Source organism: Sphingopyxis fribergensis (genome assembly GCF_000803645.1).
Lineage (GTDB): Bacteria > Pseudomonadota > Alphaproteobacteria > Sphingomonadales > Sphingomonadaceae > Sphingopyxis > Sphingopyxis fribergensis.
In genome coordinates, this window is sequence record NZ_CP009122.1 from 2,038,142 (window position 1) to 2,063,540 (window position 25,399).

Annotated in this window: 18 protein-coding genes and 1 tRNA gene; 11 read left to right on the forward strand and 8 right to left on the reverse strand. The window is 62.5% G+C overall.

Features of this window, described 5'->3' with window-relative positions; all coding sequences use genetic code 11:
• Entirely contained in the window at positions 1 to 2,511 is a 2,511-nt protein-coding gene (locus SKP52_RS09470) for a TonB-dependent receptor domain-containing protein (RefSeq protein WP_039574317.1), read from the forward strand.
• Positions 2,512 to 2,758: 247 nt separating this feature from the next.
• Here SKP52_RS09470 and SKP52_RS09475 read toward each other — a convergent pair whose 3' ends face one another.
• Positions 2,759 to 3,898: an acyl-CoA dehydrogenase family protein gene (locus tag SKP52_RS09475; protein ID WP_039574318.1), complete on the reverse strand. Its 1,140-nt coding sequence runs from the start codon at positions 3,896 to 3,898 to the stop codon at positions 2,759 to 2,761.
• Between the two features lie 105 nt (positions 3,899 to 4,003).
• The gene (locus SKP52_RS09480) at positions 4,004 to 5,197 is read right to left on the reverse strand and encodes an acyl-CoA dehydrogenase family protein (RefSeq protein WP_039574321.1); all 1,194 of its coding nucleotides are present in this window, start codon (positions 5,195 to 5,197) and stop codon (positions 4,004 to 4,006) included.
• 149 nt (positions 5,198 to 5,346) lie between these two features.
• On the opposite strand from SKP52_RS09480, the gene SKP52_RS09485 reads away from it, so the two are divergent.
• Positions 5,347 to 6,423 (forward strand): MBL fold metallo-hydrolase, encoded by a 1,077-nt coding sequence (locus tag SKP52_RS09485; RefSeq protein ID WP_039574325.1) that lies wholly within the window; start codon positions 5,347 to 5,349, stop codon positions 6,421 to 6,423.
• Here the strand turns inward: SKP52_RS09485 and SKP52_RS09490 are convergent.
• The 5 genes from SKP52_RS09490 to SKP52_RS09510 all read right to left on the reverse strand — a co-directional run bounded on the left by SKP52_RS09490 (position 6,420) and on the right by SKP52_RS09510 (position 11,804).
• The gene (locus SKP52_RS09490) at positions 6,420 to 7,313 is read right to left on the reverse strand and encodes a PAS domain-containing protein (RefSeq protein WP_039574328.1); all 894 of its coding nucleotides are present in this window, start codon (positions 7,311 to 7,313) and stop codon (positions 6,420 to 6,422) included. The genes SKP52_RS09485 and SKP52_RS09490 overlap by 4 nt on opposite strands.
• Positions 7,314 to 7,431: 118 nt before the next feature.
• Positions 7,432 to 9,060, reverse strand: a complete 1,629-nt coding sequence (locus SKP52_RS09495; RefSeq protein WP_052208029.1) for a TadG family pilus assembly protein — start codon at positions 9,058 to 9,060, stop codon at positions 7,432 to 7,434.
• A 2-nt stretch (positions 9,061 to 9,062) separates the two neighbouring features.
• Positions 9,063 to 9,506 carry a TadE/TadG family type IV pilus assembly protein gene (locus SKP52_RS09500; protein ID WP_052208031.1) on the reverse strand — a complete coding sequence of 148 codons (444 nt, stop codon included), beginning with the start codon at positions 9,504 to 9,506 and terminating at the stop codon, positions 9,063 to 9,065.
• A gap of 170 nt (positions 9,507 to 9,676) precedes the next feature.
• A complete protein-coding gene (yghU, locus tag SKP52_RS09505; RefSeq protein WP_039574331.1) occupies positions 9,677 to 10,552 on the reverse strand; it encodes a glutathione-dependent disulfide-bond oxidoreductase in 876 nt (291 codons plus the stop codon).
• A 73-nt stretch (positions 10,553 to 10,625) separates the two neighbouring features.
• The gene (locus SKP52_RS09510; RefSeq protein ID WP_039574334.1) at positions 10,626 to 11,804 is read right to left on the reverse strand and encodes a CaiB/BaiF CoA transferase family protein; all 1,179 of its coding nucleotides are present in this window, start codon (positions 11,802 to 11,804) and stop codon (positions 10,626 to 10,628) included.
• 142 nt (positions 11,805 to 11,946) lie between these two features.
• On the opposite strand from SKP52_RS09510, the gene SKP52_RS09515 reads away from it, so the two are divergent.
• The 8 genes from SKP52_RS09515 to SKP52_RS09550 all read left to right on the forward strand — a co-directional run bounded on the left by SKP52_RS09515 (position 11,947) and on the right by SKP52_RS09550 (position 23,419).
• Complete coding sequence (locus SKP52_RS09515) at positions 11,947 to 15,177, forward strand: amidohydrolase family protein (protein WP_039574338.1); 3,231 nt, start codon at positions 11,947 to 11,949, stop codon at positions 15,175 to 15,177.
• A gap of 92 nt (positions 15,178 to 15,269) precedes the next feature.
• Positions 15,270 to 15,359, forward strand: a tRNA-Ser gene (locus SKP52_RS09520).
• 71 nt (positions 15,360 to 15,430) lie between these two features.
• Positions 15,431 to 17,077 carry a site-specific integrase gene (locus SKP52_RS24550; protein ID WP_081997276.1) on the forward strand — a complete coding sequence of 549 codons (1,647 nt, stop codon included), beginning with the start codon at positions 15,431 to 15,433 and terminating at the stop codon, positions 17,075 to 17,077.
• A 211-nt stretch (positions 17,078 to 17,288) separates the two neighbouring features.
• A complete protein-coding gene (locus tag SKP52_RS26045) occupies positions 17,289 to 17,951 on the forward strand; it encodes a hypothetical protein (RefSeq protein ID WP_148309068.1) in 663 nt (220 codons plus the stop codon).
• 4 nt (positions 17,952 to 17,955) lie between these two features.
• Entirely contained in the window at positions 17,956 to 18,243 is a 288-nt protein-coding gene (locus SKP52_RS09535; protein WP_148309069.1) for a hypothetical protein, read from the forward strand.
• A 96-nt stretch (positions 18,244 to 18,339) separates the two neighbouring features.
• On the forward strand, positions 18,340 to 21,831 hold the full coding sequence (locus tag SKP52_RS09540; protein ID WP_039574340.1) for a class I SAM-dependent DNA methyltransferase: 3,492 nt from the start codon (positions 18,340 to 18,342) through the stop codon (positions 21,829 to 21,831).
• Complete coding sequence (locus SKP52_RS24555; RefSeq protein ID WP_052208039.1) at positions 21,828 to 22,712, forward strand: HNH endonuclease; 885 nt, start codon at positions 21,828 to 21,830, stop codon at positions 22,710 to 22,712. The genes SKP52_RS09540 and SKP52_RS24555 overlap by 4 nt, the downstream gene beginning before the upstream one ends.
• A gap of 128 nt (positions 22,713 to 22,840) precedes the next feature.
• Positions 22,841 to 23,419, forward strand: a complete 579-nt coding sequence (locus SKP52_RS09550; protein WP_039574343.1) for a recombinase family protein — start codon at positions 22,841 to 22,843, stop codon at positions 23,417 to 23,419.
• On the opposite strand, the gene SKP52_RS09555 is transcribed toward SKP52_RS09550, so the two are convergent.
• Positions 23,397 to 24,716: a reverse transcriptase domain-containing protein gene (locus SKP52_RS09555; RefSeq protein WP_160292384.1), complete on the reverse strand. Its 1,320-nt coding sequence runs from the start codon at positions 24,714 to 24,716 to the stop codon at positions 23,397 to 23,399. The two genes, SKP52_RS09550 and SKP52_RS09555, sit on opposite strands and share 23 nt — an antisense overlap.
• 327 nt (positions 24,717 to 25,043) lie before the next feature.
• Here SKP52_RS09555 and SKP52_RS09560 point away from each other — a divergent pair, with 327 nt between their 5' ends.
• A complete protein-coding gene (locus SKP52_RS09560; RefSeq protein WP_039574348.1) occupies positions 25,044 to 25,361 on the forward strand; it encodes a hypothetical protein in 318 nt (105 codons plus the stop codon).
• The last annotated feature ends 38 nt before the right edge of the window (positions 25,362 to 25,399 follow it).

A 25,399-nucleotide genomic window follows, 5' to 3' on the forward strand; every position in this document is an offset into this window, starting at 1 on the left:
ATGCACTCGCGCCTTTCCCTTCCCGCTGCAGCGATAGCGCTGTGTCTGCCCACGCAGGTTCAGGCGGCGGAGGAACGCGCGTTCGACGTCCCCAAAGGAAGTCTGTCGGCCGTGCTCCCCGTGATCAGCCGTCAGGCGGGCGTCAGCATCAGTGTCGGCGATGCGAAACTATGGCAGGCGCGCGTCAAATCGGTGCGCGGGCGAATGAGCGTCGAAAAGGCGATCCAGCGCCTGCTCGACGGCTCGGACGCGCGCGCCGTGCGTGTCAGCGCGACGAGCTGGCGGATCGAACGCCGCCCGCCCCAACCGTCGCGCATCGCGCGTGCAACACCGGCGCCGCGGCAGGTTCCGCAGCCGCGGGCGCGCGAACCATCGAACGACGCGGTCGCCGCGGCGCAGGACGAAATCATCGTCACCGCGTCGAAGACCGATCTGCCCCTCACCCATTTTGCTGGCGTCGTCACCCAATTGGATGGCGGCGATTTGGCGTTTGGCGGCGAACGCGGAATGGATTCGATCCTGTCGCGCACCGCGACCGTCTCGTCGACCCATCTGGGTTCGGGACGCAACAAACTGTTCATTCGCGGCATCGCCGATTCCAGCTTCACCGGCCCGACCCAGTCGACCGTCGGACAGTATCTCGGCGATATCCGCCTCAGCTATAACGCACCCGACCCCGACCTGCGCCTCTACGACATCGACAATGTCGAAATCCTCGAAGGGCCGCAGGGCACGCTTTATGGCGCCGGGTCGCTCGGCGGCATCATTCGCGTCGTACCGAAAGCGCCCGATCCGCGCGAAATGACGGTGCAGGCAATCGCCGGCGTATCGGTCACTCAGCACGGCGACCCCGGTGGCGACATCGCCGCGATCGCCAATATCCCGGTCAGCGAGAACGGCCACGCGCTTCGGCTCGTGGGCTATATGCTCACCGATGGCGGCTATATCGACAATCCGCTCCGCGGCCAGAACGACGTCAACCGCGTCCATGTGCGCGGCGGGCGCGGCACGTTCCGCTTCGAGGCCGGCGACAGCTGGACGATCGACCTCGGCGGCGTCTATCAGGCGATCACGTCCGACGACGCGCAATATGCCGACAAGAACGGTCCGCCGCTCACCCGCAACTCGATGGTCGAGCAGAATGCGACCGCGCGCTACGGCATGGGCACGATCGTCGTGATGAAGGATTGGGACGACCTGCATTTCCAGTCGTCGAACGCCTATATCGACCACCGCCTGTTCGAACGTTTCGACGCCAGCCTGCCCGAAGCGCGGCAAGGGACCGACGCCTCCAATGGCGGCATCCCCGCCCCTCCCTCGGTTGGAACGGTCGATGTCGAGCGCCTGTTCGCGCCGATCCAGCTCAGTCCGCTGAACAATGTCCCGCGCGTGCTCGACCAGCATAATGCGACGCGCATGTTTGTCAGCGAAAACCGCCTCTCGCGGCCGTATAGCGACGGCGTCGGCTGGGTCGTTGGCGCGAGTTTCATCGACAATCGCGCGCGGCAGAACCGCGAATTTGGCTATGGCCCGCTCCGTGCGACCCTCCCCGGCGTCACCAACAAGATCACCGAATTCACCGGCTATGCCGAGGCAACCGTCGAAGTGATGCCCGACCTGATCGCATCGGGCGGCGTTCGCCTGTCACACGCCAAGCTGGGCGGCGCCGCCGAGGGCGTGTCCTTCGCCTTGGCACAAGCGAACCGCGCAACGACCGCCTCACGCAACGAGACCGACCTGCTGCCCTCCTTCTCGCTGCTCGCAACGCCGCTGCGCAATGTCCGGCTCTATGCACGCTATCAGGAGGGCTTTCGGCCCGGCGGGCTCGCGGTCGACGGCAATTTCGTCCGCCGCTTCCTCAACGACCAGGTCCGCACCTGGGAAGCGGGCATGCGTTTCGGCGACAAGGGCCAGAGCTTGCTCGATGCCAGCATTTCGATCTCGCACAGTCGGTGGCGCAATATCCAGGCCGACTTCATCGACAGCACCGGCTTTCCGACCACCGCCAATATCGGCGACGGCCGCATCACCAGCCTTTCGGGCGCGGTCGCGATGCGGCCGACCGCCGCGCTGACCTTCGAGCTCGGCGCGGTTTACAACCACAGCCGCGTCGACGATCTCTCGCCGCAGATCTTGCCGGTGTTCAACGCCGCGCCGGCCCGCCTCGGCCGGATCCCCAATGTCGCGAGCCACGCGGTGCGGGGATCGGTCAACTATGCGACCATGATCGACGACGAGGATTTCCGCGTGAACGGCTGGGCCAGCTATATCGGGCCATCGCGGCTCGGCATCGGGCCCGTGCTCGGCGAAAGCCAGGGCGACTATGTCGACACCGGGGTCGCGATGCGCGTCGGCAATGCACGCCGCGGGCTGTCGCTGACGCTGACCAATTTGTTCGATTCACGCGGCAACCGCTTTTCGCTCGGCACGCCCTTCGTCGAGGGGAATGAGGGTTTCATGACCCCGCTTCGCCCGCGCACGCTGCGGATCGCCGTCGACGTCGCTTACTAGCGAATGTCTGCTATGGGGTGGTGAGTGGACGTTCACCCTCTCCCGCCGGGAGAGGGATATGCAGGCTTGGTTGCGCAGCAACCTAGCCGAAATTGGGTGAGGGATCGGCACTCGACGACGAAAACGAACCTCAGACACCCCTCACCCAACCCTCTCCCAAAGGGAGAGGCTTTATGGCCGCTTCCGGCCGCCTCCTGCCGTTGTCGTCATCGATGCCCCCTCCCCGCCGCGGCAGGGGCTGCCGCCATCATTCCGCCAGCGTGATCCGCTCGTAGCGGTCCATATGATAATCGTGGCTACCGAACTGGCCTTCGATCATCGTCGCGCGCTTGAAATAATGGCCGATCGCCAGTTCCTGCGTGATGCCGATACCGCCATGCGTCTGGATCGCATTCTGGCCGACGAAGTTGGCGCCGCGCGCGACTTTCGCCTTGGCGGCCGAGACCGCCGCCATGCGCTCGTTCGCGGGCAGGCCCAGCTTCAGCGTCCCCATGATCGTCATCGAGCGCGCCTGTTCGACTTCCATGAACATGTCGACCATGCGGTGCTGGAGCACCTGGAACTTCGCGATCGGCACGCCGAACTGCTTGCGCTGCTGCGTATATTCCAGTGTTCCTTCGTGCAGCTTCTGCATCACGCCGGTCGCCTCCGCACACACTGCGACGGTGGCTTCGTCGACGATCTGTTCGATCAACGGCAGGCCGGTGCCTTCGCCGCCGAGCAGCGCATCGCCGGGGATCGCGACATTCTCGAAATAGATTTCCGATGCGCGGCTGCCGTCGACGGTCGGATAGTCGCGGCGGACGATGCCCGGCAGGTTGGCGTCGATTAGGAACAGCGACACGCCGTCCCTGTCGCGATGCCCGCCACCGGTGCGGGCGGTGACGAGCAGATGCGTGGCCCAAGGAGCGGCGTAGACGACGCCCTTGTGGCCGTTCAGAACATAGCCGGCGCCGTCCTTCTTCGCGGTGGTGCGCAAATTCGCCAGGTCATAGCGCCCCTGCGGCTCGGCATAAGCGAAGGCGATGATCGCACTGCCCGCGATAATCTCCGGGATCATTGCATCGGCCTGCGCGCCGCCGACGGCTTTCAACGCGCCTCCCGCGATGACGACGGTCGGCAGATAGGGCTCGATCGCGATGACCTTGCCCAATTCCTCCATCACGATCGCATTTTCGAGCGCGCCGCCGCCGAGGCCGCCATGCTCTTCGGCAAAAGGCGCGCCGAGCATGCCGAGTTCCTGTGCCAGCGCGGTCCAAATCGCCGGGTCGCGGCCGCTGTCCGAATTGATAAACTTCTGGCGCGTTTCGAAATCATAAGTGTCGCCGAGGAAGCGGGCGAGCGTGTCGCGGATCATGTCCTGCGTTTCGGTGTAGGTGAAATCCATTGTCGTTATCTCTTTCCGTGTTCCCCGGCGAAAGCCGGGGCCCATTGCCGCAAACGACCCTTTAGGCCGCCCGAGACCCCGGATCGCGTCCGGGGTGGTTTTGGGTCAGAGCCCCAAAACCATCTTCGCGATGATGTTGCGCTGAATTTCGTTCGACCCGCCATAGATCGTCGTCTTGCGCATGTTGAAATAGGTCGGCGCCGCGCGATGCGCGTAATCCGGACCAATCGGATGCTCGTTGTCGCCTTCACCGAAGCCGCGGAAATAGGGCGCGCCATAGTGACCGACGGCCTCCAGCGACAATTCGGTCAGCCGCTGCTGGATTTCGCTGCCCTTGATCTTGAGCAGGCTCGATTCCGGGCCCGGGCCGCGGTTTGCGTTGGGACCGGCGAGGCTGCGCAGTTCGGTGAATTCAAGCGCCGCCAGATCGACTTCCAGTTCGGCGACCTTGCGCTTGAAGAAGGCGTTCGCCAGCAAAGGCTTGTCGCCATCAAGTTCGGTGCGGGCGATCGCCTTCACCTTCTCGATCCCACGCTTCGACGCCGCGACGCCGGCGATGCCGGTGCGTTCGTGCGCGAGCAGGAATTTGGCGCAGGTCCAGCCCTTATTCTCTTCATAAACGCGCTGCGATTGGGGGACGCGAACATCCTCCAACCACACTTCGTTGACCTCATGCTCGCCGCCCAGCGTGATGATCGGGCGCACGGTGATGCCCGGCGATTTCATGTCGATGAGGAGGAAGCTGATGCCTTCCTGCTGCTTGGCTTCCTTGTCGGTGCGGACGAGGAAGAAACCCCAGTCGGCATGCTGTGCCAGCGTTGTCCAGGTCTTCTGGCCGTTGACGATATAATCGTCGCCGTCGGCGACAGCCGTGGTGCGGAGCGAGGCAAGATCCGAACCCGAACCCGGTTCCGAATAACCCTGACACCACCAATCCTCGCCCGACAGGATGCGTGGCAGGAAATGGGCTTTCTGTTCGGGCGTGCCAAAAGTGTAGATCACCGGGCCGACCATCGCGAGGCCGAAGGGCATAAGGCGAATGCAATCGGCGCGCGCGGTCTCTTCTGACCAGATGAAACGCTGCGTCGGGGTCCAGCCCGTGCCGCCATATTCGACCGGCCATGCGGGCGCGATCCAGCCCTTTTTGTACAGGATCTTGTGCCAGGCGAGGAAATCCTCCTTGGACATTTCTTCGCCTTCATCCTGCTTGTCGCGCAGGTCGGCGGGGTAATTTTCGGCGATGAACTGGCGCACTTCCTGTTGGAAGGCCAGATCCTCGGGGCTGAATTCCATGTCCATCACGAATCTCCCATTGGGCAATGGCACCCTTATAATAAGCGCTCACCTTTACGTAAACGGCAAGTTGCGACTTGCAACTTTCCTTTGCCCGAAGATTGCGCGTAACAACGCAAATTGTCCAGCGCACGGACGAAACGAGGGGGAATGGAATGACCAAGGGCAAGCGTGCCGCGCTGTGGGCAGCGGCGATCATCGGCATATTGGCGCTATCGGCGTGGTTGTTCCAGCGCCCGATCGGCATGTGGCTGTTCGAGCGGGCCGTCGAACGCGCCGCCGCGCGCAATACGCTCAAAGGCCTGCCCGACGGATTGCACGTTGGCCTTTGCGGCACCGGATCGCCGCTCCCCAACCGCGAGCGCGCCGCCGCCTGCACCGTCGTCATTGCGGGCAAGGCGATGGTCGTCGTCGATGCCGGCGAGGGCGCCGCGCGCAACATCGCGCAGATGGGCCTGCCCAATGCGCGGATCAAGGCGCTGTTCCTTACCCATTTTCACTCGGATCATATCGACGGCATGGGCCCGATGATGTTGCTGCGCTGGACCGCCAGCGGCAACACGGCGCCCCTCCCCGTCTATGGACCACCGGGCGTCGAGCAGGTGATCACGGGGTTCAATACCGCCTACACGCTGGATAATGGCTATCGCATCGCGCATCATGGGGCAGAGATCACTCCGCCCGCGGCCGCTGGTGCGACGGCGATTCCCTTCGACGTCCCTGCCGAGCCCACCGTCGTCTACGAAGCCGACGGCCTGCGCGTCACCGCCTTCGCCGTCGATCATCGCCCCGTGCAACCCTCGGTTGGCTACCGGTTCGATTACAAGGGCCGCAGCGTTGTCGTCAGCGGCGACACCGCGTCGTCAAAATCGCTGGAGGCCGCATCTAAGGGCGCCGACCTGTTGATCCACGAGGCGCTCCAGCCCAAGATGGTCAAACAACTCGCGGCCGCGCTCGACAAGGCCGGTCGCAAACAGACCGCGCAGATCATGCGCGATATCCTCGATTATCACGCCAGCCCGGCACAAGCAGCCGATAGCGCAAAGGTAGCGGGCGTGAAGATGCTCGTGCTCAGCCATGTCGTGCCATCGATGCCGTCGCCCTATCTCAACGCCGCTTTCCTCGATGGCGCCGGGCCGCATTTCGATGGGCCGATTATCGTCGGCGAGGACGGGCAATATTTCTCGCTACCCGTCGGAAGCAAGGCAATCGAACGCGGCAACTGGTTCTAGCATGGGGTAACGACAATGACGGCTCCCTCGCTAGCATAGGCGCCGCGGATCTCGGCAATCGACAGCACGACATCGACGACCGACCCCTCGCGTGTCACCATCTGCGACGTAACACGCGCCGGTTGGCCGGAACGGAAAACGGATTCGAGCGCCTCGACAAAGGCCGCCCGCTGTCCAACCGCCAACAGCGCGGAAAAACGGACGCGGCGGATAGCGGCCGTATCGACGCCCAAAAGGCCGATCAGCCTAGCGTTCGCGGCCTCGACCGTTTCGCGCACCGAAATGCGTGCATGCCCAATGCCACCGTCTATCTCGACCGCGTCGAGCATCGCCTGCCGCATGTCGCCCGCCGCGTAATCCTCCATCGCCCCACTGACATCGCGCAGCACGATCGCACCGCCGATGGGCAACGGAACCAGGTCGACATGCAACCACTGTTGCGGACGGAGCATGCCCGGGATGTCGCCGGAGAAACGCTCGCGATGGTCGATCAGGCGGGTGATGTGATGGAAGGCCAGGCTGTCCTGCAAGCTCGGCACCGCGGCGATCAGATACTCTCCGATAAGTCGGGCCGCGGGCATTTCCAAAATATCCGATGCCGCGGGATTAACCGCCATGATCCGCCGTTGCCGATCGATCAGGATCACCGAGTCCCGGAACGAGTCGACAAGATTTGCGAGCGATGCCTGCAGCATGTCGGTCGCAGAAGCGATGTCGCGCGCCATGTCGCCGTCGAGGCGGCGATAATCGTCGAGCGAGATCAGGACATGCGCATCCTTGCCGTGATGCGTCACGACCACCGGTTTGCGCGCCGCCTGCAATCGCCAATTTGCAAAACCGCGGATAAAATCCGCCGCCGAAACGCGCTGCGGTTCCTGCGCTGTTGCCACGCTCACCCCCTAAAGGACCGAATTCTTCACAATCATACACGCCCATCCATTTGCTTTCGCGCGGTAAATCGTTAGTTTATGCCACGCCGGAGCCGTTATGGCGCCATTGCGCAAGCGATCAGACCAACCGCGCCTTGCCGCAGCGCAGCGCGTTGACCCGCGTGTCGGCTTGGCCGATATGCAGGCCCAACAGGCCGGTCAGGTCCGACAACACGGTGTCGAGGACGGGCGCGGCGAGCGCCACGGTCTCGCCGATCACCGTCGTCAGCGCCTTCAGATTCAAGACAAGGCCGAGAACGTTGACGTCGAGCTCCATGCGGTCCGAGAGCGATTTGGCGGCGCCTGCGACCAATCCCGTGCTCGACACCGTCTTCACCTGCCCGCCATCTATCTCGCCGCGCGAAAAAGCGACCAGCTTTTCGTTTAGATCGGACATGGTCAGCTCAGCCTCGGCGTCAACGCTGACGAGCGGCAGTTTCACGACGCGCGCCGGCTGTGGGTCAAGCGGGCGCTTCATGTCCTGGAAATCGCTGTCAGGAACGGTCCCGATCGCCACCATCGCGGGAGACGTCACGACACCCAGCGACACGGCGGCGCTGCTGTTCGGACGGCAGTCAATGTCGGTGATCCGCGCCGACGCCGACCCGAGTTCGGCGAGTAGCGGGACATGAACACTGGCCAGCGGCGTCGTGACGCGCGTGTCGACTTTCAGCCGCACCTGCGCCGTGCGCACCATCACGTCATTGGTGTCGGTTACTGCGATCAGAGGAGATCCGACTGGCGGCTCACCGATTATAAGCGCGATATTGACTCCCGATCCACCCGGCAGATTGCCCGCCAGCGACAGGTCGACCTGACGGTTCGCATTGCCGAGCAGCAGCATCGTGCGCAGCAGGCTGAGCGCATTGACCTTGACCGGATTGGCGGCGTCGACGCGGATGCTCGACGACCGCGGGCCGAGGTCGATCGCACGCGACGGCAGCAGCGTGCGCGGCAGCGCGCGGTCGGCTATATGCTCGAGCGCGGTCGCCGTTTGCCCGTCGGATGCGGCTGCCAGCGCCGACACGACCTGCGGTAACGTCGCCTGGGTGTCGAGCGTCTGGCCAAAGGTCAGCACGTCGGCGTCGAGTTCGGTGCGCAGCGCATCCGAAAAGGCGAGCAGGTCGATGTCGGTGCTGGCGAGCGCGTTGTAATCCATCACCGACAGATTGACCTGGCTGCCCGTCAGGCTCGACAGCAACGCGTTGGGCAGGCCGCCGTTTAGCGCCGCGACGCGCGATCCGAGCGAGAATGCCGCATAGCCACGCCGCGCCCCGGTCGCGGTCGCACGAATGATGCTGTCCTGCCGCCCCGTCAGAAAGCTGCCGAAAAACAGCGGGCGGTCGCGCGTCAGCGTGATGCGCACCGCGTTCGGCGAAACACCGCCACTCGCAAAGCGCTGCTCGGCCTGAATGGCCGGATCGGCCGTGTAAGTGCCCGGGGTGAGCACCGCGATGCGGATGCCGCAATCGCAGTTCGCCGCGATGATCCGCTGCGCCGCCGCCTGCTCCTCGCCGGGCCGCCCCGCGGCGGCCATCGCCGCGGCATCGGCAATGCCCTGCAATTTGCGTCGGTCGAGATATAGCGAGCCGAGATCGACCGCGAACGCCGCCGACCCGATCAGCATCGTCATGCCGAACGCCGTCGTGATGCTGATGCTCGCACCGCGATGGCTGACAAGACGACGAATGAAGGGCAGAATAGCCATGCTCAATCGACCGGCAGTTCAAACGTCGCGCGGGCGCGGATGACGTTGCCCGGTGACGGCACGAAGCTCGATCGCAGGAAGCTGTCCTGCGGCGCCGTGAACGTGACCGCGACGGTGATCGCCTCGCTCGTTTCGGCCACGGCGACGCTGTGCGCGCCTTCCACGGCCTGAAGACTGCGCGCCACGGCGCGCGACGCGACCGCGCTGCGGTCGGCCGCGTCGAGACCGATGATCGACGCGCGCGCGCCATCGTTCGCGGCCTGCTGCACACTATGCGCGAGCATGAAATATTGACCATAGATCAGCACGCCCATCAGCAACGCGAGGAGCAGCGGCAGCACCAGCGCCATTTCGACGATGGCGGCGCCGCGCTCCCCGCGCGCCAGGGTAAAGCCGATCGGAGCAATTTTGCGTATGTGCCGCGAAAGGCGGATAGGAGCTGTCATGCCGGCAATATCGCCGCCCGCATATGAAAGCGGCGTCGAGAAAACCCGACGCCGCTTTTGCGTATTTTGCGAATTTTGGCGGCGCTCGAACCAGACCGTTTCCGCGGCCCGACGCCTATCATCAAAGAATCCCTAATATCGGCGCAGCATTTTCGTGCAGAAAATGCGTATTATTCTGCATCCTCCAACTTGTCCTGCGTCCGCAATTCGAAATCGGAAGCGTCGTGTCGTTCGCGCAGCTGGCTCGCGGGATCGCCCGTGACGCGGTTGACCATCCGCCCGCGCTTGACCGCGGGCCGCGCAGCGACCTGATCGGTCCAGCGCTGGACGTTTTTATACTCGTCGACCTGCAGGAACTCGCCCGCGTCATAAACGAGCCCCTTGGCCAGCGCGCCATACCAAGGCCAGATCGCCATGTCGGCAATCGTGTAATCGGCGCCGGCGATAAATTCGCTTTCAGCGAGGCGGCGGTCGAGCACGTCCATCTGGCGCTTTACCTCCATCGCATAGCGGTTGATCGGATATTCCTGCTTCGTCGGCGCATAGGCATAGAAATGGCCAAAGCCGCCGCCGAGGAAGGGCGCGCTGCCCATCTGCCACATCAGCCACGACAGCGCCTCGGCGCGCTTCGCGTTGTCGGTCGGCAGGAAGGCGCCGAATTTCTCGGCGAGATGGATCAGGATCGCGCCCGATTCGAAGACGCGGATCGGCTCCGCCCCGCTGCGGTCGACGAGCACGGGGATCTTGCTGTTCGGGTTCGCCGCGACATAGCCGGTCGAAAACTGGTCGCCTTCGCCGATATTGATTAGCCAGGCGTCATATTCGGCGCCGCTGTGGCCCGCCGCGAGCAGTTCCTCGAGCATCACCGTGACCTTCACGCCATTCGGCGTCCCGAGCGAATAGAGCTGCAACGGGTGCTTGCCGATCGGCAGTTCCTTGTCGTGCGTCGGGCCGGCGATGGGCCGGTTGATATTGGCGAAACGCCCGCCGCTTTCCTTGTCCCAGGTCCAGATTTTCGGCGGCACATATTCGCTATTGTCGGTCATGAGAGCTCCTGGGCTGATTTTTATACTGACCGGTAATTTAATCGGTGATCGCCGATTGTCCACCCTCCCCGGCTCAAATAATCTTTGCCGCGCGTAAAGCCGAAATGGCGTCGGTGTCATAGCCGAGCTCGCTAAGGATCGCATCGCTATGTTCGCCCACCTGCGGCGCGCGCGCGGAATCCACCTTGTCGCTGCCCGACAGGCTGATCGGCGCACGAATGACCGGCACCGCACCCTTCGTGCCCGGATAGTCGACCGGCTCGACCAGCCCCATGGCGAGGACCTGCGGCTGCGCCAGGGCTTCGCCCGCGCGAAGCACTGGCGCCGCGGGAACGCGCCCAGCGGCAAGCTCATCGATCGCCTCCGCGCTCGTGCGTTCGATGCACCAGCGCTGCATGATCGCGCTCAGTTCCTCACCATTGTCGCCGCGCAAAATGTCGCTGGCGTACAGCGGATCGCCCACCAGTTCGGGTCGCCCGACCAGCTCGGCCCAGCGCGCGAAAATCCCCGACCCGACGATCTGGGTGATGATCCATCCGTCGCGGGTGCGAAACACATCGGTTGGCCCCGAGCTGAAGCTGCGATTGCCGATCGGCTCGCGGTCGATCCCGTTCAGTGCATGGTCGATCGTCAGCGCGTTCGACAGTGCAAGCGCCGTGCCGAGCAGCGATCCCGACACGCATTGCCCCTTCCCCGTCGTGGTGCGCTCGCGCAGCGCGAGCATGATGCCAAAGGCGCAATGCAGCGCGGTGCCGAAGTCGACATAATTCACTTGCGCACGGTACGGCTGGTCGGGCGTGCCCGTCAGATGCACCGTCCCCGACATCGCCTGGCCGACCGCATCGAAGCCGACGCGGCTCGCCAGCGGCCCTTCGCTGCCGAATGCCGACGCGGTGGCCAGAATGATGCCGGGGTTGATCGCGTCGAGGCTGTCATAATCGAGCCCCAGCTTGACGAGCGCATCGTGCGGCAGGTTCGCGATCACGACATCCGCCGTCTCGACCAGTTGCCGAACGATCTCGCGTCCCTCGACGCTGCCCGGTTTCAGCGTCAGGCAGCGTTTGGCGCGATTCATCTGCATGAACATCGCGCCCGATCCGTCTGCGGCCACCGGCACCGTATAGCGATCGTCATTCCCGCCCGGCGCCTCGATCCGGATCACGTCGGCGCCATAATCGGCGAGCAATGCCGCGCAATAGGGGCCGGCGATATAGCGGCCGAAATCCAAAACCTTGATACCCTTGAGCGGCACGCTTTGCTCTCCCCGACATTATTCTTTCGACTGGGCTAGCAGCCGCTTGTCGACCCTTCCAGCACCTTCGTCGAAAGCTGCCGCTTGCATGTTCGCGGGCGAACCATATGGTCAGCACATAATTTCAAACGGGGATAATTTCATGGCGCGCTTCGCTCTCGCCCTTGCGGCGACTTTGGCTTGTTCAACCTCGGTCTGGGCACAAAGTGCGCCGGACGCCGATACGAAAGAGGACAAGTGGGACGTCAACGCCCCACCGGGGCTAGCGACGCGCAAGGTGCAACTTGCGGTCGACGAAGGCAGTTGGATGAACGTCGACGTCGCGCCCGACGGGCGGACGATCGCCTTCGACATGCTCGGCGACATCTACACGATGCCGATCGAGGGCGGCACGCCAACGCGCATCGCCGAGGGGCTCGCGTATGAGCATCAGCCCCGTTTCTCGCCCGACGGCAAGCGCATCGCCTTTGTCTCCGACCGCGCGGGCGGCGACAATATCTGGCTGATGAACCGCGACGGCAGCGACAAAAAGCAGATCTCGAAGGAAGATTTCCGCCTGCTCAACCAACCGAGCTGGTCGCCAGACGGCCAGTTCATCGTTGCCAAGAAACATTTCACGACGGGCCGCTCGCTCGGCACCGGCGAAGTGTGGATGTACCATGTGTCGGGCGGCGCGGGGGTGCCGCTCGTCAAAAAACCCAATGAACGCCACCAGAAGGAACTTGGCGAACCGATCTTTGCCGCCGACGGCAAGAGCGTCTTCTACACGCGCAACGTCACACCGGGCCCGATCTTCGAATATGCGCAGGACAGCAACACCGACCTCTTCCACATCGAACGCTATAGTCTCGAGGATGGCGAGGTCAGCACCGCGGCCTCGGGGCCCGGCGGCGCGGTCCGCCCGACCCCGTCGCCCGACGGCAAGCGCCTCGCCTTCGTGCGCCGCGAGGGCACGCAGTCGAAACTTTATGTGAAAGACCTCGCCTCGGGCATCGAGAAGAAGATCTATGACGCGCTCGACCAGGATGTGCAGGAAACCTGGGCCGTCACCGGCGTCTATCCCAACATGGCATGGACACCCGACAGCCGGGACATTGTCTTCTGGGCAGGCGGAAAGCTGCGCCGCGTGAACGGCGCCGGCGGCGACGCGCGCGTCATCCCGTTCAGCATTACTGACGACCGCGTGATCGTCGATGCAACGCACCCGGAGGTCGAGGTCGCGCCCGACCGCTTCGAAACCAAAATGCCGCGCTGGGCCGAAGTGTCGCCCGACGGCCGCAGCGTCGCGTTCGAAACGCTCGGCAAATTGTGGGTGAAGCCCGCGACCGGCGGCACCGCGCGGCGGCTTACGGGCGCGAAGGACGACGCGATTGAGGCGTGGCCGAGCTGGTCGCGCGACGGCAAATCCCTCGTCTTCGTGCGCTGGACCGACAGCAGCATGGGCGAAATCCATGTCGTCGGCGCCGGCGGCGGCGCCTCGCGCAAGCTCACCAACACCCCCGGCCACTATGCAGAGCCGCGTTTCTCGCCCGATGGCAAGACGATCGTGTTCGAGCGGCGCGGCAGCGGTGGGCTGACCTCTGCGCGCTGGAGCGAAGATCCCGGCGTCTATCGCATCGCGGCGAGTGGCGGAGCAGTCGAGCGGATCAGCAGCGACGGCGCCAAGCCGCAGTTCGCGTCCTCCAGTGACCGCGTTTTCATGGTCACCGCCGCCGACGGCAAGAGCCAGCTCGTCAGCACCGACCTCCACGGACAGGACAAGCGCGTCCACGCCAATGGCGAACTTGTCAGCGACTATGAAATCTCGCCCGACGGGCGCACCCTGGCGTTCCGGCAGAATTACGACGCCTATGTCACCCCGCTGATGCCCGGTGGGCAGGATGTATCGCTCGGCACCAAAAGCGGCGCGCTTCCCGTTACGCGGGTCAGCGGCAGCGGCGCCGAATATATGAACTGGTCGGACGGCGGCCGCCGCCTGCACTGGAGCCGCGGCGCGACCCTGTTCAGCGCCGATCTCGCGAGCCTCTTCACCAACGCGCCCATCGATGAAAAGGCGCCCAAATTCACCCCGCCGACCGAAGGCGTATCCCTGTCGATGACACAGGCCGCGGCGAAGCATAAGGGCATCGTCGTCATCACCGGCGCGAAGATCTTGACGATGGCCGACAAGGACGGCGGCGTGATCGAAAATGGCGCGATCGTCATCGACGGCGACCGCATCACGGCGGTCGGTCCGGCGGGGGCAATCACGGTGCCTGCGGGCGCGGTGACGGTCGATGCGACGGGCAAGACGATCGTCCCCGGCTTCGTCGATGCGCACGCGCACGGCTCGCACGGCGACGACGAACTGGTGCCGCAGCAGAATTGGTCGGAAATCGTCAACCTGGCGATGGGCACGACCACCAGCCACAATCCCTCGTCGCGCGCGTCGGAGATTTTCGTTTCGTCCGAAATGCAGCGCGCCGGGCTGATCCTCGCCCCGCGTATCTTTTCGACCGGGGAGGTCATCTATGGCGCCAAGGCTTCGGGCATTTATGCCGAAATCAACGGCTATGACGATGCGCTCGCGCACGTCCGCCGGTTGAAGGCGCAGGGCGCCCACAGCGTCAAGAATTACAACCAGCCGCGCCGCGACCAGCGGCAGATGGTCGTAAAGGCGGCGCAGGTCGAGGGCCTGACCGTCGTGCCCGAGGGCGGCTCGCTCTTCACGCAGGACGTCACGCTGATTCAGGACGGGAACTCGACCGTCGAGCACAACATCCCGCTCCACACCTTCTACAAGGATCTGGTGCAGCTGTGGGGCCAGACACAGGTCGACTACACCCCGACGCTCGTCGTGACCTATGGCGGCCCCGCGGGTGATCCCTATTGGCGTGCGCACACCAATGTGTGGGAGCATCCGATCCTTACGAAGCATATCCCGCCGACCGAGCTCGCCGCCAACAACAAGCGCCGCGTGATCGCGCCCGAAGGCGACTATGTCGACGATGATTCGGCGCGCGAGGCGGGCAAGATCGCCGCGGCGGGCCGCATGGTGTCGATCGGCGCGCACGGCCAGCAAGCGGGCCTCGGCGCACATTGGGAAATCTGGTCGTTCGTGCGCGGCGGCTGGAGCAACATCGACGCCCTCCGCGCTGCGACGATCATGCCCGCGACGTCATTGGGCTATGCAAAGGATGTGGGATCGCTCGAGGCAGGTAAGCTCGCCGACCTCCTCATCCTCGACGCCGATCCGACTGCGAACATCCGCAACACTGAGCAAATTCACCGCGTCATGCTTGGCGGGCGGCTGTATGATCCGCTGACGATGAACGAGGCCGAGACGGGCAATCGCAAGCGCCAGCCCTATTGGTGGGAGGCCGACAAACCCTGAGTTCGCCCTATAATTCCGCGGCGGGCCGTAATTTTGTGACGAGAGGGTTGCAAGACGTTCGGCCCGCCGCTAGTGGCGTCCACTCTCAGCGAGGAGAGTTGGCTGAGTGGTCGAAAGCGTCGCACTCGAAATGCGAAGTGCCGGCAACGGTACCGAGGGTTCGAATCCCTCACTCTCCTCCACCCCTTCTGCAAGGGTATGAAATTGCAGAAAATGCTGGAAATGCACGGGGGTCGCGGATAGCGACGCCCCAATGTCTGCTACAAAATCACACGCCCCGCAAACAATGCAACGGGTTGCACGCTATCTATATCGTCGGGGCAACGGCTACACCTTTCGCCGGAATATTCCTGCGTATGCGCGCCCTGCGTTCGGCGGGATCACAGAGTATGTCCGCAGCTTCGGCGATGTGACCGAAACGAAAGCGAAAGCGCAGGCAATCCTTCTCGGCGAGCATTGCACCCGCTTGTTCGATGAAGCGCGGAATAAGGGGCAATCGAAAAGCAAGTCTTCCGATATTTTTCGGATCAAGCGGACACCCGATGGCGAGGAAATCGAGCACGCGGTTCGGACATGGCTGATCAAAATAGAAACCAGTATGTCGGAGACACTCTTGATGGAACGAGCGAGCGCCGATCAGCACGTGCGTGACCTCGGTCGGCTGGATGTAGAGGTAGTTAGGGTTATGCGGTCACGGGGCGGGAACGCACCCCTGATGACCCGGTGGATCGCCGAAACGCTTGTTGAAGCCAATGACTGGACCATTCCGACGGACGGCCCTCTTCGCGTGCTGCTCGAAGACCGCGTTGCACGGGGACAGCGCGAACTGGCTGCGCGGCAACGCGCGGAACTCTCTTGGGAAGATCAGCCAAGACCGACACATCGTATGTTCGCCCCCGAGGAGTTTTCCCGAGACAAAGACACCCCGGCCGCAAACCCGTATCGCCAACCAGTGCCCCTCAAAGAGGTTCTGGAGCAGTATTTTGCGGAGCAGGAACCCGCCGCCAACACGGTCAAGAAATGGACCACGGCCTTAAACTCCTTAATTGAGCATCTCGGACATGACGATGCCACTCGTGTGACGGCGGACGACATCGTGGCATGGAAAAATGGTTTGCTGGCTACCAATGACAACGGTGAGCGCGTCCGAGGTCAGCGAACAGTCCGCGACGGCTATGTGGGCGCGGTGAGACCTGTCTTCGAGTGGGCAGTATCGAACAGGTTGATCGAAACGAACCCTGTCATCAAGGTAAGAGTGTCGGTCCCCCGCCCCATCCGAATGAGGGCCGAAAAGGGGTATACCGACGCGGAGGCAAAAACGGCCCTCCTTGCGTCGCTTGCGATTGACTGCGAGGCCGACTTGTCGTTCTTCGCATTCGCTCGACGCTGGTTGCCTTGGCTGTGCGCATATACCGGCGCTCGTGTTGGAGAAATGGCCCAACTCCGGGCAGAGGACGTGGCACAGACCGACGATGGTATCTGGTATGTCATAGTCACACCCGAAGCCGGGACGCAGAAAGGTGGCTTTGCCCGTAAGGTCGCGCTGCATCCACATCTCATCGAGATGGGTTTTGTGGCAGCGGCTAGGAAGCGCAGCGGACCGTTGTTTTACGATCCGAAGAGAAGGCGTGCAGGCTCAACGGGCAACCCCCAGCATAAAAAGGTGGCGCAGCGCGTTGCCGAATGGGTCCGCTCGTTGGGGATCACCGATAAGGAGTTGCAGCCGAACCACGGCTGGCGACACAGGTTCATTACCGTCGCCCGCGACGTAGGTATGGACCCCGACGTTCGACGCGAGATCACGGCACACGCCGCGAAGGATCAGCATGGTGAATACGGCGACGTGTTCGTGCGGAACAGCAGTCGGGCCATCGCAAATTTTCCTCGTTACGAGTGGTAGCGGATTTCCGTGCGCCTCCCTGCACTTATAGGGGGTCCAATGTCTTGCAAAATTGCAACTGGGTGCAATTGTTCCGGTAGCTCGCTTTCCCACCATCCCGGAAATCGACATCAGCAACAGGCGGGTTCTAAATCGACCCTCGGCGTTAGTGACCGATTTACTATAGACGCCTAAATGCTAGTGATGCTTACGGGCGGCACAGGGGGACAAAGTGACTGGGCTATTTGTTATCGTATTTATCGCCGCGCTTGTCGGCGTATTCAAGCCATACATCAATGGCGCAAAGCGTTGGCAATTCGGCCTCGGCGCCTTCGTTGCGTTCATACTGATCGGTGCATTTGCTGAACCGTCATCTCAAAGCAACAACGTTGCGGGCGATGCGACTGCCAATTCTTCGGACCCTACCGGGAAAGCTCCGGCCGTAGCAACAGCAGTGGCCAATGAGCCGGAAAGCGCATGGAGCTATTCGAGCGAGAAAGACGAGATGCGAGGTGCCGAGTCGCATTACGCAGAACTCGACGCGACAAATACCATCAACTTAGATTTTCCCTACGGCGAGCAACGCGGCCGTATTCTTGTCAGGCAGTCGGCTCAATTTGGATTCGACATTTTGGTTGGCGTGCCGAGCGGTCAGATCATGTGCAACAGCTTCTCGAACTCGCACATTAACGTGAAGTTCGATGAAGGGCCGATACAACGATACGGCTGCACAGACGCGAGCGACGGCACTAGTGACATGATATTCATCCAAGGCTCCAAGGGGTTTTTGAGCAAGCTCAAGAAGTCGAAGAAGGCGGTCGTTGAGGCCGAGTTCTTCCAGAACGGTATGCAGCAAATGACCTTCAATACAGCCAATCTCAATTGGGAGCACTGACACTATGCCTTCTGTTCAACGCGAAGTTAGCGACCGCACATTTTTCGGCAAACTGATGAAATGGCTATTTATCGGGTTCAACATCATCATGTTTCTCTGGATGGCCAGCTCGTGCGCAGCGGTCAGTGATGTTTCCGCCGGGGCAGTGAACGACGCGGAGCGCGCGGGAGCCGCAATCGGCGCGGGCCTAGGAATGACGTTCCTCTTATTCGTCTGGGGCATCGGCGACGTCATTCTCGGTATGTTCGTTCTGTTTACTCGCCGTAAGAAGATTATCACGGTCGAGGAATGAGTTGATGCGAGGGGAATGCGTAGCTCCCCCTCGTTTTGCAACGGGTTGCAACAGGTCTTTACCTAACCACGGAGCATGTGCTCTATCTCCGCCCCGATGACCGCTGCTGCCGAAATTACTGACTTCATTACCCATTGGCGCGACACTGGTGGGTCGGAACTCGCCAACACGCAGAGCTTCATCAACGGCCTCTGCGCGCTGATCGGCGTGCCCCAGCCGCATGGGAGCAAGGCCGACGACGCGGGCAATGATTACGTGTTCGAGCGCCGCGTGTTTCAGGACAACGGCGACGGCACGCAGAGTTTCGGTAGGATCGACTGCTACAGGCGCGACAGCTTTATCATTGAAGCGAAGCAGGGCAGCGATGCCGACCGGGCGGCGGCGGCACGTGGCGAGGAAGACCTTGACCTGTTCGGCCAGACCGCTTCGGCGCGTTTGAAGCGCGGCACCGCACGGCGCGGTACTCCCGGCTGGGCACGCGCCATGGTGCAGGCCAAGGGACAGGCCGAACGCTATGCCCGCGCGCTGCCCACCAATCACGGCTGGCCCCCGTTCCTGCTCGTCACCGACATCGGCTACTGCATCGAGGTCTACGCCGACTTCACCGGCACAGGCCGCGCATATGCCCAGTTTCCCGATCGCGCCCGCTATCGGATCATGCTCGACGACCTGCACGATCCCGAGGTTCGCGAACGACTGCGCGTGATCTGGACCGATCCAAAGTCGCTCGATCCTGCGATCCAGTCCAGCAAGGTCACGCGCGAGATTGCAGAGCTGCTCGCCAAGGTCTCCAAGCGACTAGAGCAACAAGGTCATGATGCCGAGAAGGTCAGCGGCTTCCTCATGCGGGTTCTCTTCACGATGTTCGCGGAGGATACCGGCGTGCTGCTTCCCAAGGAGAGCTTCAAGACTTTGCTCAAGGAGCACGAGGGCAGCCCGCAGCACCTCCATCATTCGCTGTCAGCGTTGTGGAAGGCGATGGATCGGGGCGAGTTCGCTCCCGCGCTGCGCGTGCCCGTGAAACGCTTCAACGGCTACCTGTTCAAGAATACCGACGCGATCCCGCTCGACGCCGACGAACTGCGTGTGCTGATCGAAGCCGCGTCGAAGGACTGGACTGACGTCGAACCGGCAATCTTCGGCACCCTCCTCGAACGCGCCCTATCCGCCAAAGACCGCTCAAAGCTCGGCGCGCACTATACCCCGCGCGCTTACGTAGAGCGGCTAATCTCGCCCACGATAATGGAACCGTTACGCGGCGATTGGGACGGCGTGCGCGTTGCCGCCGCGACTTTGATTGACGAGGGCAAGGCCGACGAGGCCAAACGGTTGGTCGAAAACTTTCATGCCAAGCTCGCCTCGACCAAGGTGCTCGATCCAGCTTGCGGCACCGGCAACTTCCTTTACGTCGCGATGGCCCGGATGAAGGAGCTTGAAGGCGAAGTGCTCGACCTGCTGATCGAGCTTGGCGATCATCAGTATGTTGCCGAACTGACCGGGCATACCATCACGCCCGAAAACTTCCTTGGGATCGAGATCAACCCTCGCGCAGCCGCCATTGCCCAATTGGTCCTGTGGATCGGCTACCTGCAATGGCACTTCCGCGTGAACGGGTTAAACCGTGCTCCCCCCGAGCCGATCCTGCGGGACATCCGCACGATCGAGAACCGCGACGCATTGATCGGTTATGATAGGCGCGAACTTGAGCGCGACAACCACGGCAAGCCCGTAACCCGCTGGGATGGCGAGACGACGAAGGAACACCCCGTCACTGGTCGCATGGTGCCTGACGAGGATGCTCGGGTTGAAGTTTACCGCTACATCAAGCCTGTCGCTGCGAAATGGCCCAAAGCCGATTTCATCGTCGGCAACCCGCCCTTCATCGGCGGCAAGGACGTGCGCGAGCGGCTGGGGGGTGGCTATTTTGACGCGCTCTTCGCTGCCTCCGACGTTCCTGAGAGCGCCGACTTCGTGATGCACTGGTGGGACAAGGCTGCAAACGCCGTGCGCAAACAGGGCACCCGTCGCTTCGGCTTCGTCACCACCAATTCGATCACACAGGTTTTCAGCCGCCGGGTCATCGGCAAGCACCTTGACGCCAAGGATCACGTTTGCCTGCTCTTCGCCATCCCCAACCACCCGTGGGTGGATGAAAAGGATGGGGCCGCTGTGCGTATCGCCATGACCGTGGCCGCGCTCGGCAAGCGGGAGGGGCAACTATGGACCGTAGCGGACGAAAGCCGTGCGCCAGAGCATCTCGTTTACACCGAGAGGGTTGGTCAGATCAGTAGCGACCTGCGTGTTGGCGCTGATGTGACGGGAACGTTGGCGCTCAAGGCCAACGAAAAACTTGCCTCTCGCGGTGTGCAACTTATGGGCGACGGCTTTATCGTGACGGCGCAACAAGCCGCGCAGCTTTTACCTACTCAAACCCCTTTGCCGCAACGAACATATATCCGCACCGGCATCGGTGATGGCGACGCGGTGATATTCGACTACCGCAATGGGCGCGACCTCGCCTCGCGCTCGCGTGGGGTGCAGGTGATCGACCTCTATGGGCTATCCGAGGAAGAAGTGCGGGATCGCTACCCGGCGATATATCAGCACGTGCTAACCACCGTGAAGCCACATCGCGAGCAGAACAACCGCGCCTCCTACCGCGACAACTGGTGGCTGTTCGGCGAGCAGAGGTCCGAGCTACGGAAGGCGTTGCGCGGTGTGACCCGCTACATCGCTACCATCGAGACCGCCAAGCACCGTGTTTTCCAGTTCCTCTCGAAGTCGATCCTTCCCGACAACAAACTCGCGTGCGTTGCCCTCGACGACGCCTATCACCTTGGCGTGCTGTCGAGCCGATTTCATGTTCCATGGGCTATTGCGACCGGCGGCTGGCTCGGCATGGGCAATGATTCGGTCTACGTGAAGTCTCGTTGTTTCGATCCGTTCCCATTCCCCGCCGATGTTCACGAACCACTCAAAGACCGTATCCGCTGCGAAGCCGAGGCGCTCGACGCGCTGCGAAAGCGCGTGTTGACCGAGCACGAAGACTTGACCCTGACCAAACTCTACAACGTGCTCGACGCGCTGCGCGAGGGCCGCGCCCTGACCGATACCGAACGCGACGCGCACGATCGCGGCCTCGTCACCGTGATCCGCCAGCACCATGACCGGATAGACGCGCTTGTCGCAGAGGCTTACGGCTGGCCCGCTGATCTGCCCGAAGAGGAAATCCTGACCTGCCTCGTCGCACTCAACCGCGCCCGAACTGTCGAGGAGACCAAGGGTCAGGTCCGCTGGCTCCGCCCCGAGTTTCAGGCTCCTGACTATCAGGCTCCCCTTACCCAGACCCTTGACCTCGGCGAAGCGCCGACAGCCGTGGTCGATAATGTCATCCCATGGCCCGGCACGCTCCCCGAACAGGTCAGCGCCATCCAATCCGTACTCGCCGCATCGCCAACACCCCTCGCCCCTCAAGATGTGGCCCGCGCCTTCAAAGGCAAGCGCGCCTCCACCGTCCGGCCGGTGCTCGATGCGCTGGCGGGGATCGGCATGGCGCGGCGGCTGGCAGACGGGAGGTATGCGGCGTGACGACGGTGCAGGATGTCGTCGGGTCACCCGACAAGGTCATGGGTGCGAAAGCCGTATTCGGCCCGATCAGTTCGCACGTCATGTGCTTCGGCGGTCGCGGCGAAAGGACAGAAAAGCGGTTCTATTCGCAACCTGCCGGTGCGGCGAAAAGGGCGGTTGAAGCCCCATGGGTATTTGCAATCGGCGGCGGGAGCAAAGTTCGGGACAACCTGGGGGGCAAGGTGCTTAACCTCGTCCGCGTGGCTTGTGTCTATGGCGAGACGGCTGCGTTTGTTCCCCCGGCGGAAGCGATCCGCCTTGCTCAATGGCCTACCGCTGTTGCCTTGCACGATGTTTGGGAGCTTGAAGGCTATCCCCACCTGATCGACGACCTTGGCCTGCCCGGCCGCCGCATCCTCGCGGGAGCACAGGACGGAATCATCAAGCCCCAAGAACACTTTGACCCCTTTTGGCAGGCCGTGCGCGATTGGCCGGTCAAGCTCAAGCCCTTGCCGTTGCCGCTTGACTTCCACGACAGCGGCACGCCGCGCCAAGTCAGCCAGCGGTTGCCGACCCTCAAGGTGGGCACCGAGGAAGGCAAGGCGGCGTGGAAGCTGCAACGGTCTCGCGAGCGTGATCCTGCGTTGTCGCGAGCGGCCAAGCAACTCAACATCGCCAAATTCGGTATCTGCACCTGCGAGGCATGCCGGTTTGGGCACAGCGATGCCGGGTTGTTCGACGCCCACCACCCCAATCCTCTGTGCGCAGGGGTCCGCACTACCTTAGCAGAGCACCTAGTCGTCCTTTGCCCGACCTGTCATCGGCGTGCACACCGCAAAGACCAGCTATCACCGTTCACGCTTAACGAGCTGACGGAGTGGAACAGTATCGGCCGCCCCTGACCTGCCCGCGAAATCTGCGGGTCACAACTTGTGCCTTGTGATCTATGGCTCGCAACTTAGATTGACGGCGTTATGAGCCGGGCTTATGAGCTAGGGAAATCGGACCCCTAACTTGAGAGCTACCGCGCATGAGCCATCGCGTCGCATACTATAGAGTTTCCACAGCTGACCAGAGCATCGAAGCGCAGCGCACCGCGATGGGCAGCGGGTTCGATCAGGAGTTTGTGGACGAGGGTGTAAGCGGCGGGGTGCTTGCCGCAGCGCGTCCGGGCTTTGGGAGGCTGCTATCGTCTGTCCGCAGGGGCGATACGGTGTATGTCTATGCCGTGGATCGTCTAGGTCGCGATGCGATCGACGTGCAGACGACGGTCCGCAACCTGACGCAGGCCGGTGTAACGATCCACATCCACGGTCTTGGCCCCGTCGCGGAAGGGGTGGGAGAGTTGATCCTTGCCGTCCTCGCGCAGGTCGCGCAATTAGAGCGCCGCCGTATCGCCGAGCGCACCGCAGCGGGCCGGGAAGCCGCGCGGGCTTCTCTCCGGGCCACAGGCAGGACGCATAGGGGCAAGGAGGGCCTTGGTCGGCCTTTCGCTGCCGACCCTGCAACGGTGCGGGAATGGCGGACGGCAGAGGGCGCTAGCATCAAAGGGACAGCGGAGCACTTCGGGTTGTCGCACGCGACCGTTAAGCGATATTGCGCTGCCTGACCGGCCAAATCGGAGTCTGGCTGCCAATTGCTGTCTCGCGTCGCGACGCGATCATTGCTTTGAGGCGAGAGACAGTTTCCCGCGCCGAAGGGCACCAGCTCCACTTGCTCATTTTTTCGGCAACTGCGCGCTCTATGGCGTCTATCTCGTCATCCCAACACGTCATCAGCCTCGCGCCGACCGACAACTCCCAGCGGCTCACCACTTCCCACGGGACGAATGCGTCCGCCCCGACCGGCGTCTTACGATACCACACGCCGAGGAACTTGAATGGGGCCATGACCGGATATGATGATGAGGTAAGTTGAAAGGGACCGGCTCCGTGGTCCGCAAAGGCGGCACGGACAAGGTCTCCGATTTCGCGCTCTCGAACGCGGGGTATTATTATCCCCACATTGTCCGACCAGACGAACAGCGGCAACGCTTCAAAGACAGCGGCATCTTGAAGCACGGCCGCCATCGCGTGATCGGCAACGAGCGGCGAAATCACCGATCCTTGGGGGATACCCCGTCGGTCCCTTTCGCTGCTTGCTTCGTGGTCGTCACGAACGGTGGTCATTTCCCCGATAGTCTTGAACGTCATGCCGCCCGTATGGAGCTGCCTCCGCACAATCGCCGGGTCGATGCCCAATTGCCTCTCCAACCAGTCATGCGAGATCGACCCGTAGAAATCCACGACGTCGAATTGCATGAACAGACTATCTTCGCAGCATCCGTCTAGGGCTGCTAGGAGAGCTTTGCGAACAGCCGCTGGTCCACGCCGACCTTTGTCATGCGCGTGCATGAACTGGCCATCGTGGAAGCTCGCAAAAGGGTGTAGGGCGGATTTGAGCACGTGTTGGCGCGCACGGTCCACCCAGTCAAATGAGGTTACTCGACGTGTCCCGCCGTCCCTCTTCATAATCTCGAATTGTCGGCCACGGGCGGCACGGTGGAACTTGCCGACTTTGCCGACTTGAGCAAACACGCTGATGAGCCGCTGTTGCCGTTGCGCCTCGCGCCGCGCCTGTAAATGCGCCGACTTCACCGGCCACCGCTTCCTCGCCGCGACGAACAGCGCGTCCACCAGAACGGCTTGCCGACGAAGATGCTCCACACGCTCCCTACGGGCGTTTTTACGGTGCCCGCGCTGATGCAGGCGTCGGATATTTGCAGCCGACGACAGGGCATTCTGGCGGCACCAACGACGGATCGCCAATTCCTCCGCAAAAGACAGTGTGGCAGCTGACACATCCCCGCCAAGAACATCGGCGAGCAAGCGACGCGGATCAGCATGACGAAGGGTTGGCGTAATCACAGCGGCTCCCGGTGGTGGATCAGGGAGCATCCCTATAGTCGCTCGATCTCGCGGCGCACCTAATTTCGGTTGCAACGGGTTGCAAAATTCCAGCGACCTATGTTGCCTACATATCTATCTATATCAGTTAGTTAACTCTACCCTCTGTGCGAGAACGGGCTATCATATCGGTCATCTTTTGAACGGTGGAGGTCTGAGAATGGAAAAGGACGGTTTTGGAGGGCTGCTGCGAGGGCTTCGTCACCTCAAGGCGATGTCGTTTTTCTGCTTAATCCTCGTCGCTGCGCTGAATTGGCAGGCGTTCGGGTGCGAGTTGAGGTGAAGGAAATGACGATGCCGGTTGGACGGAGGCCAGTAAGAGCGGGCGACCGCCTCTACTTTCGGGGCTACAGCGTCCCCATCGACTATGAAATCTTGGAAAAGGGTCAAATTGTGGCGGTCGCGGAGGTCCGCGAGGATGGTGAGTATGTCGTTTTTCCGATTGATGACTGGGGGCGAGTGTATTCTCAAGAGGGCGAGACAGTCTTCTCGGACGAGGTCGTGCCGCTGCCAATGCCGCCAATTCCCATAAGGCGGTTTCCGCCCCCCTATGGGCAGAGAGACAACGAGGGCCGGTTTAGAGAGGCGACGCGCTTCCTCGGCTAAGTCCGAACATAAACCGCTCGCGATGCGCACAGCCGCAT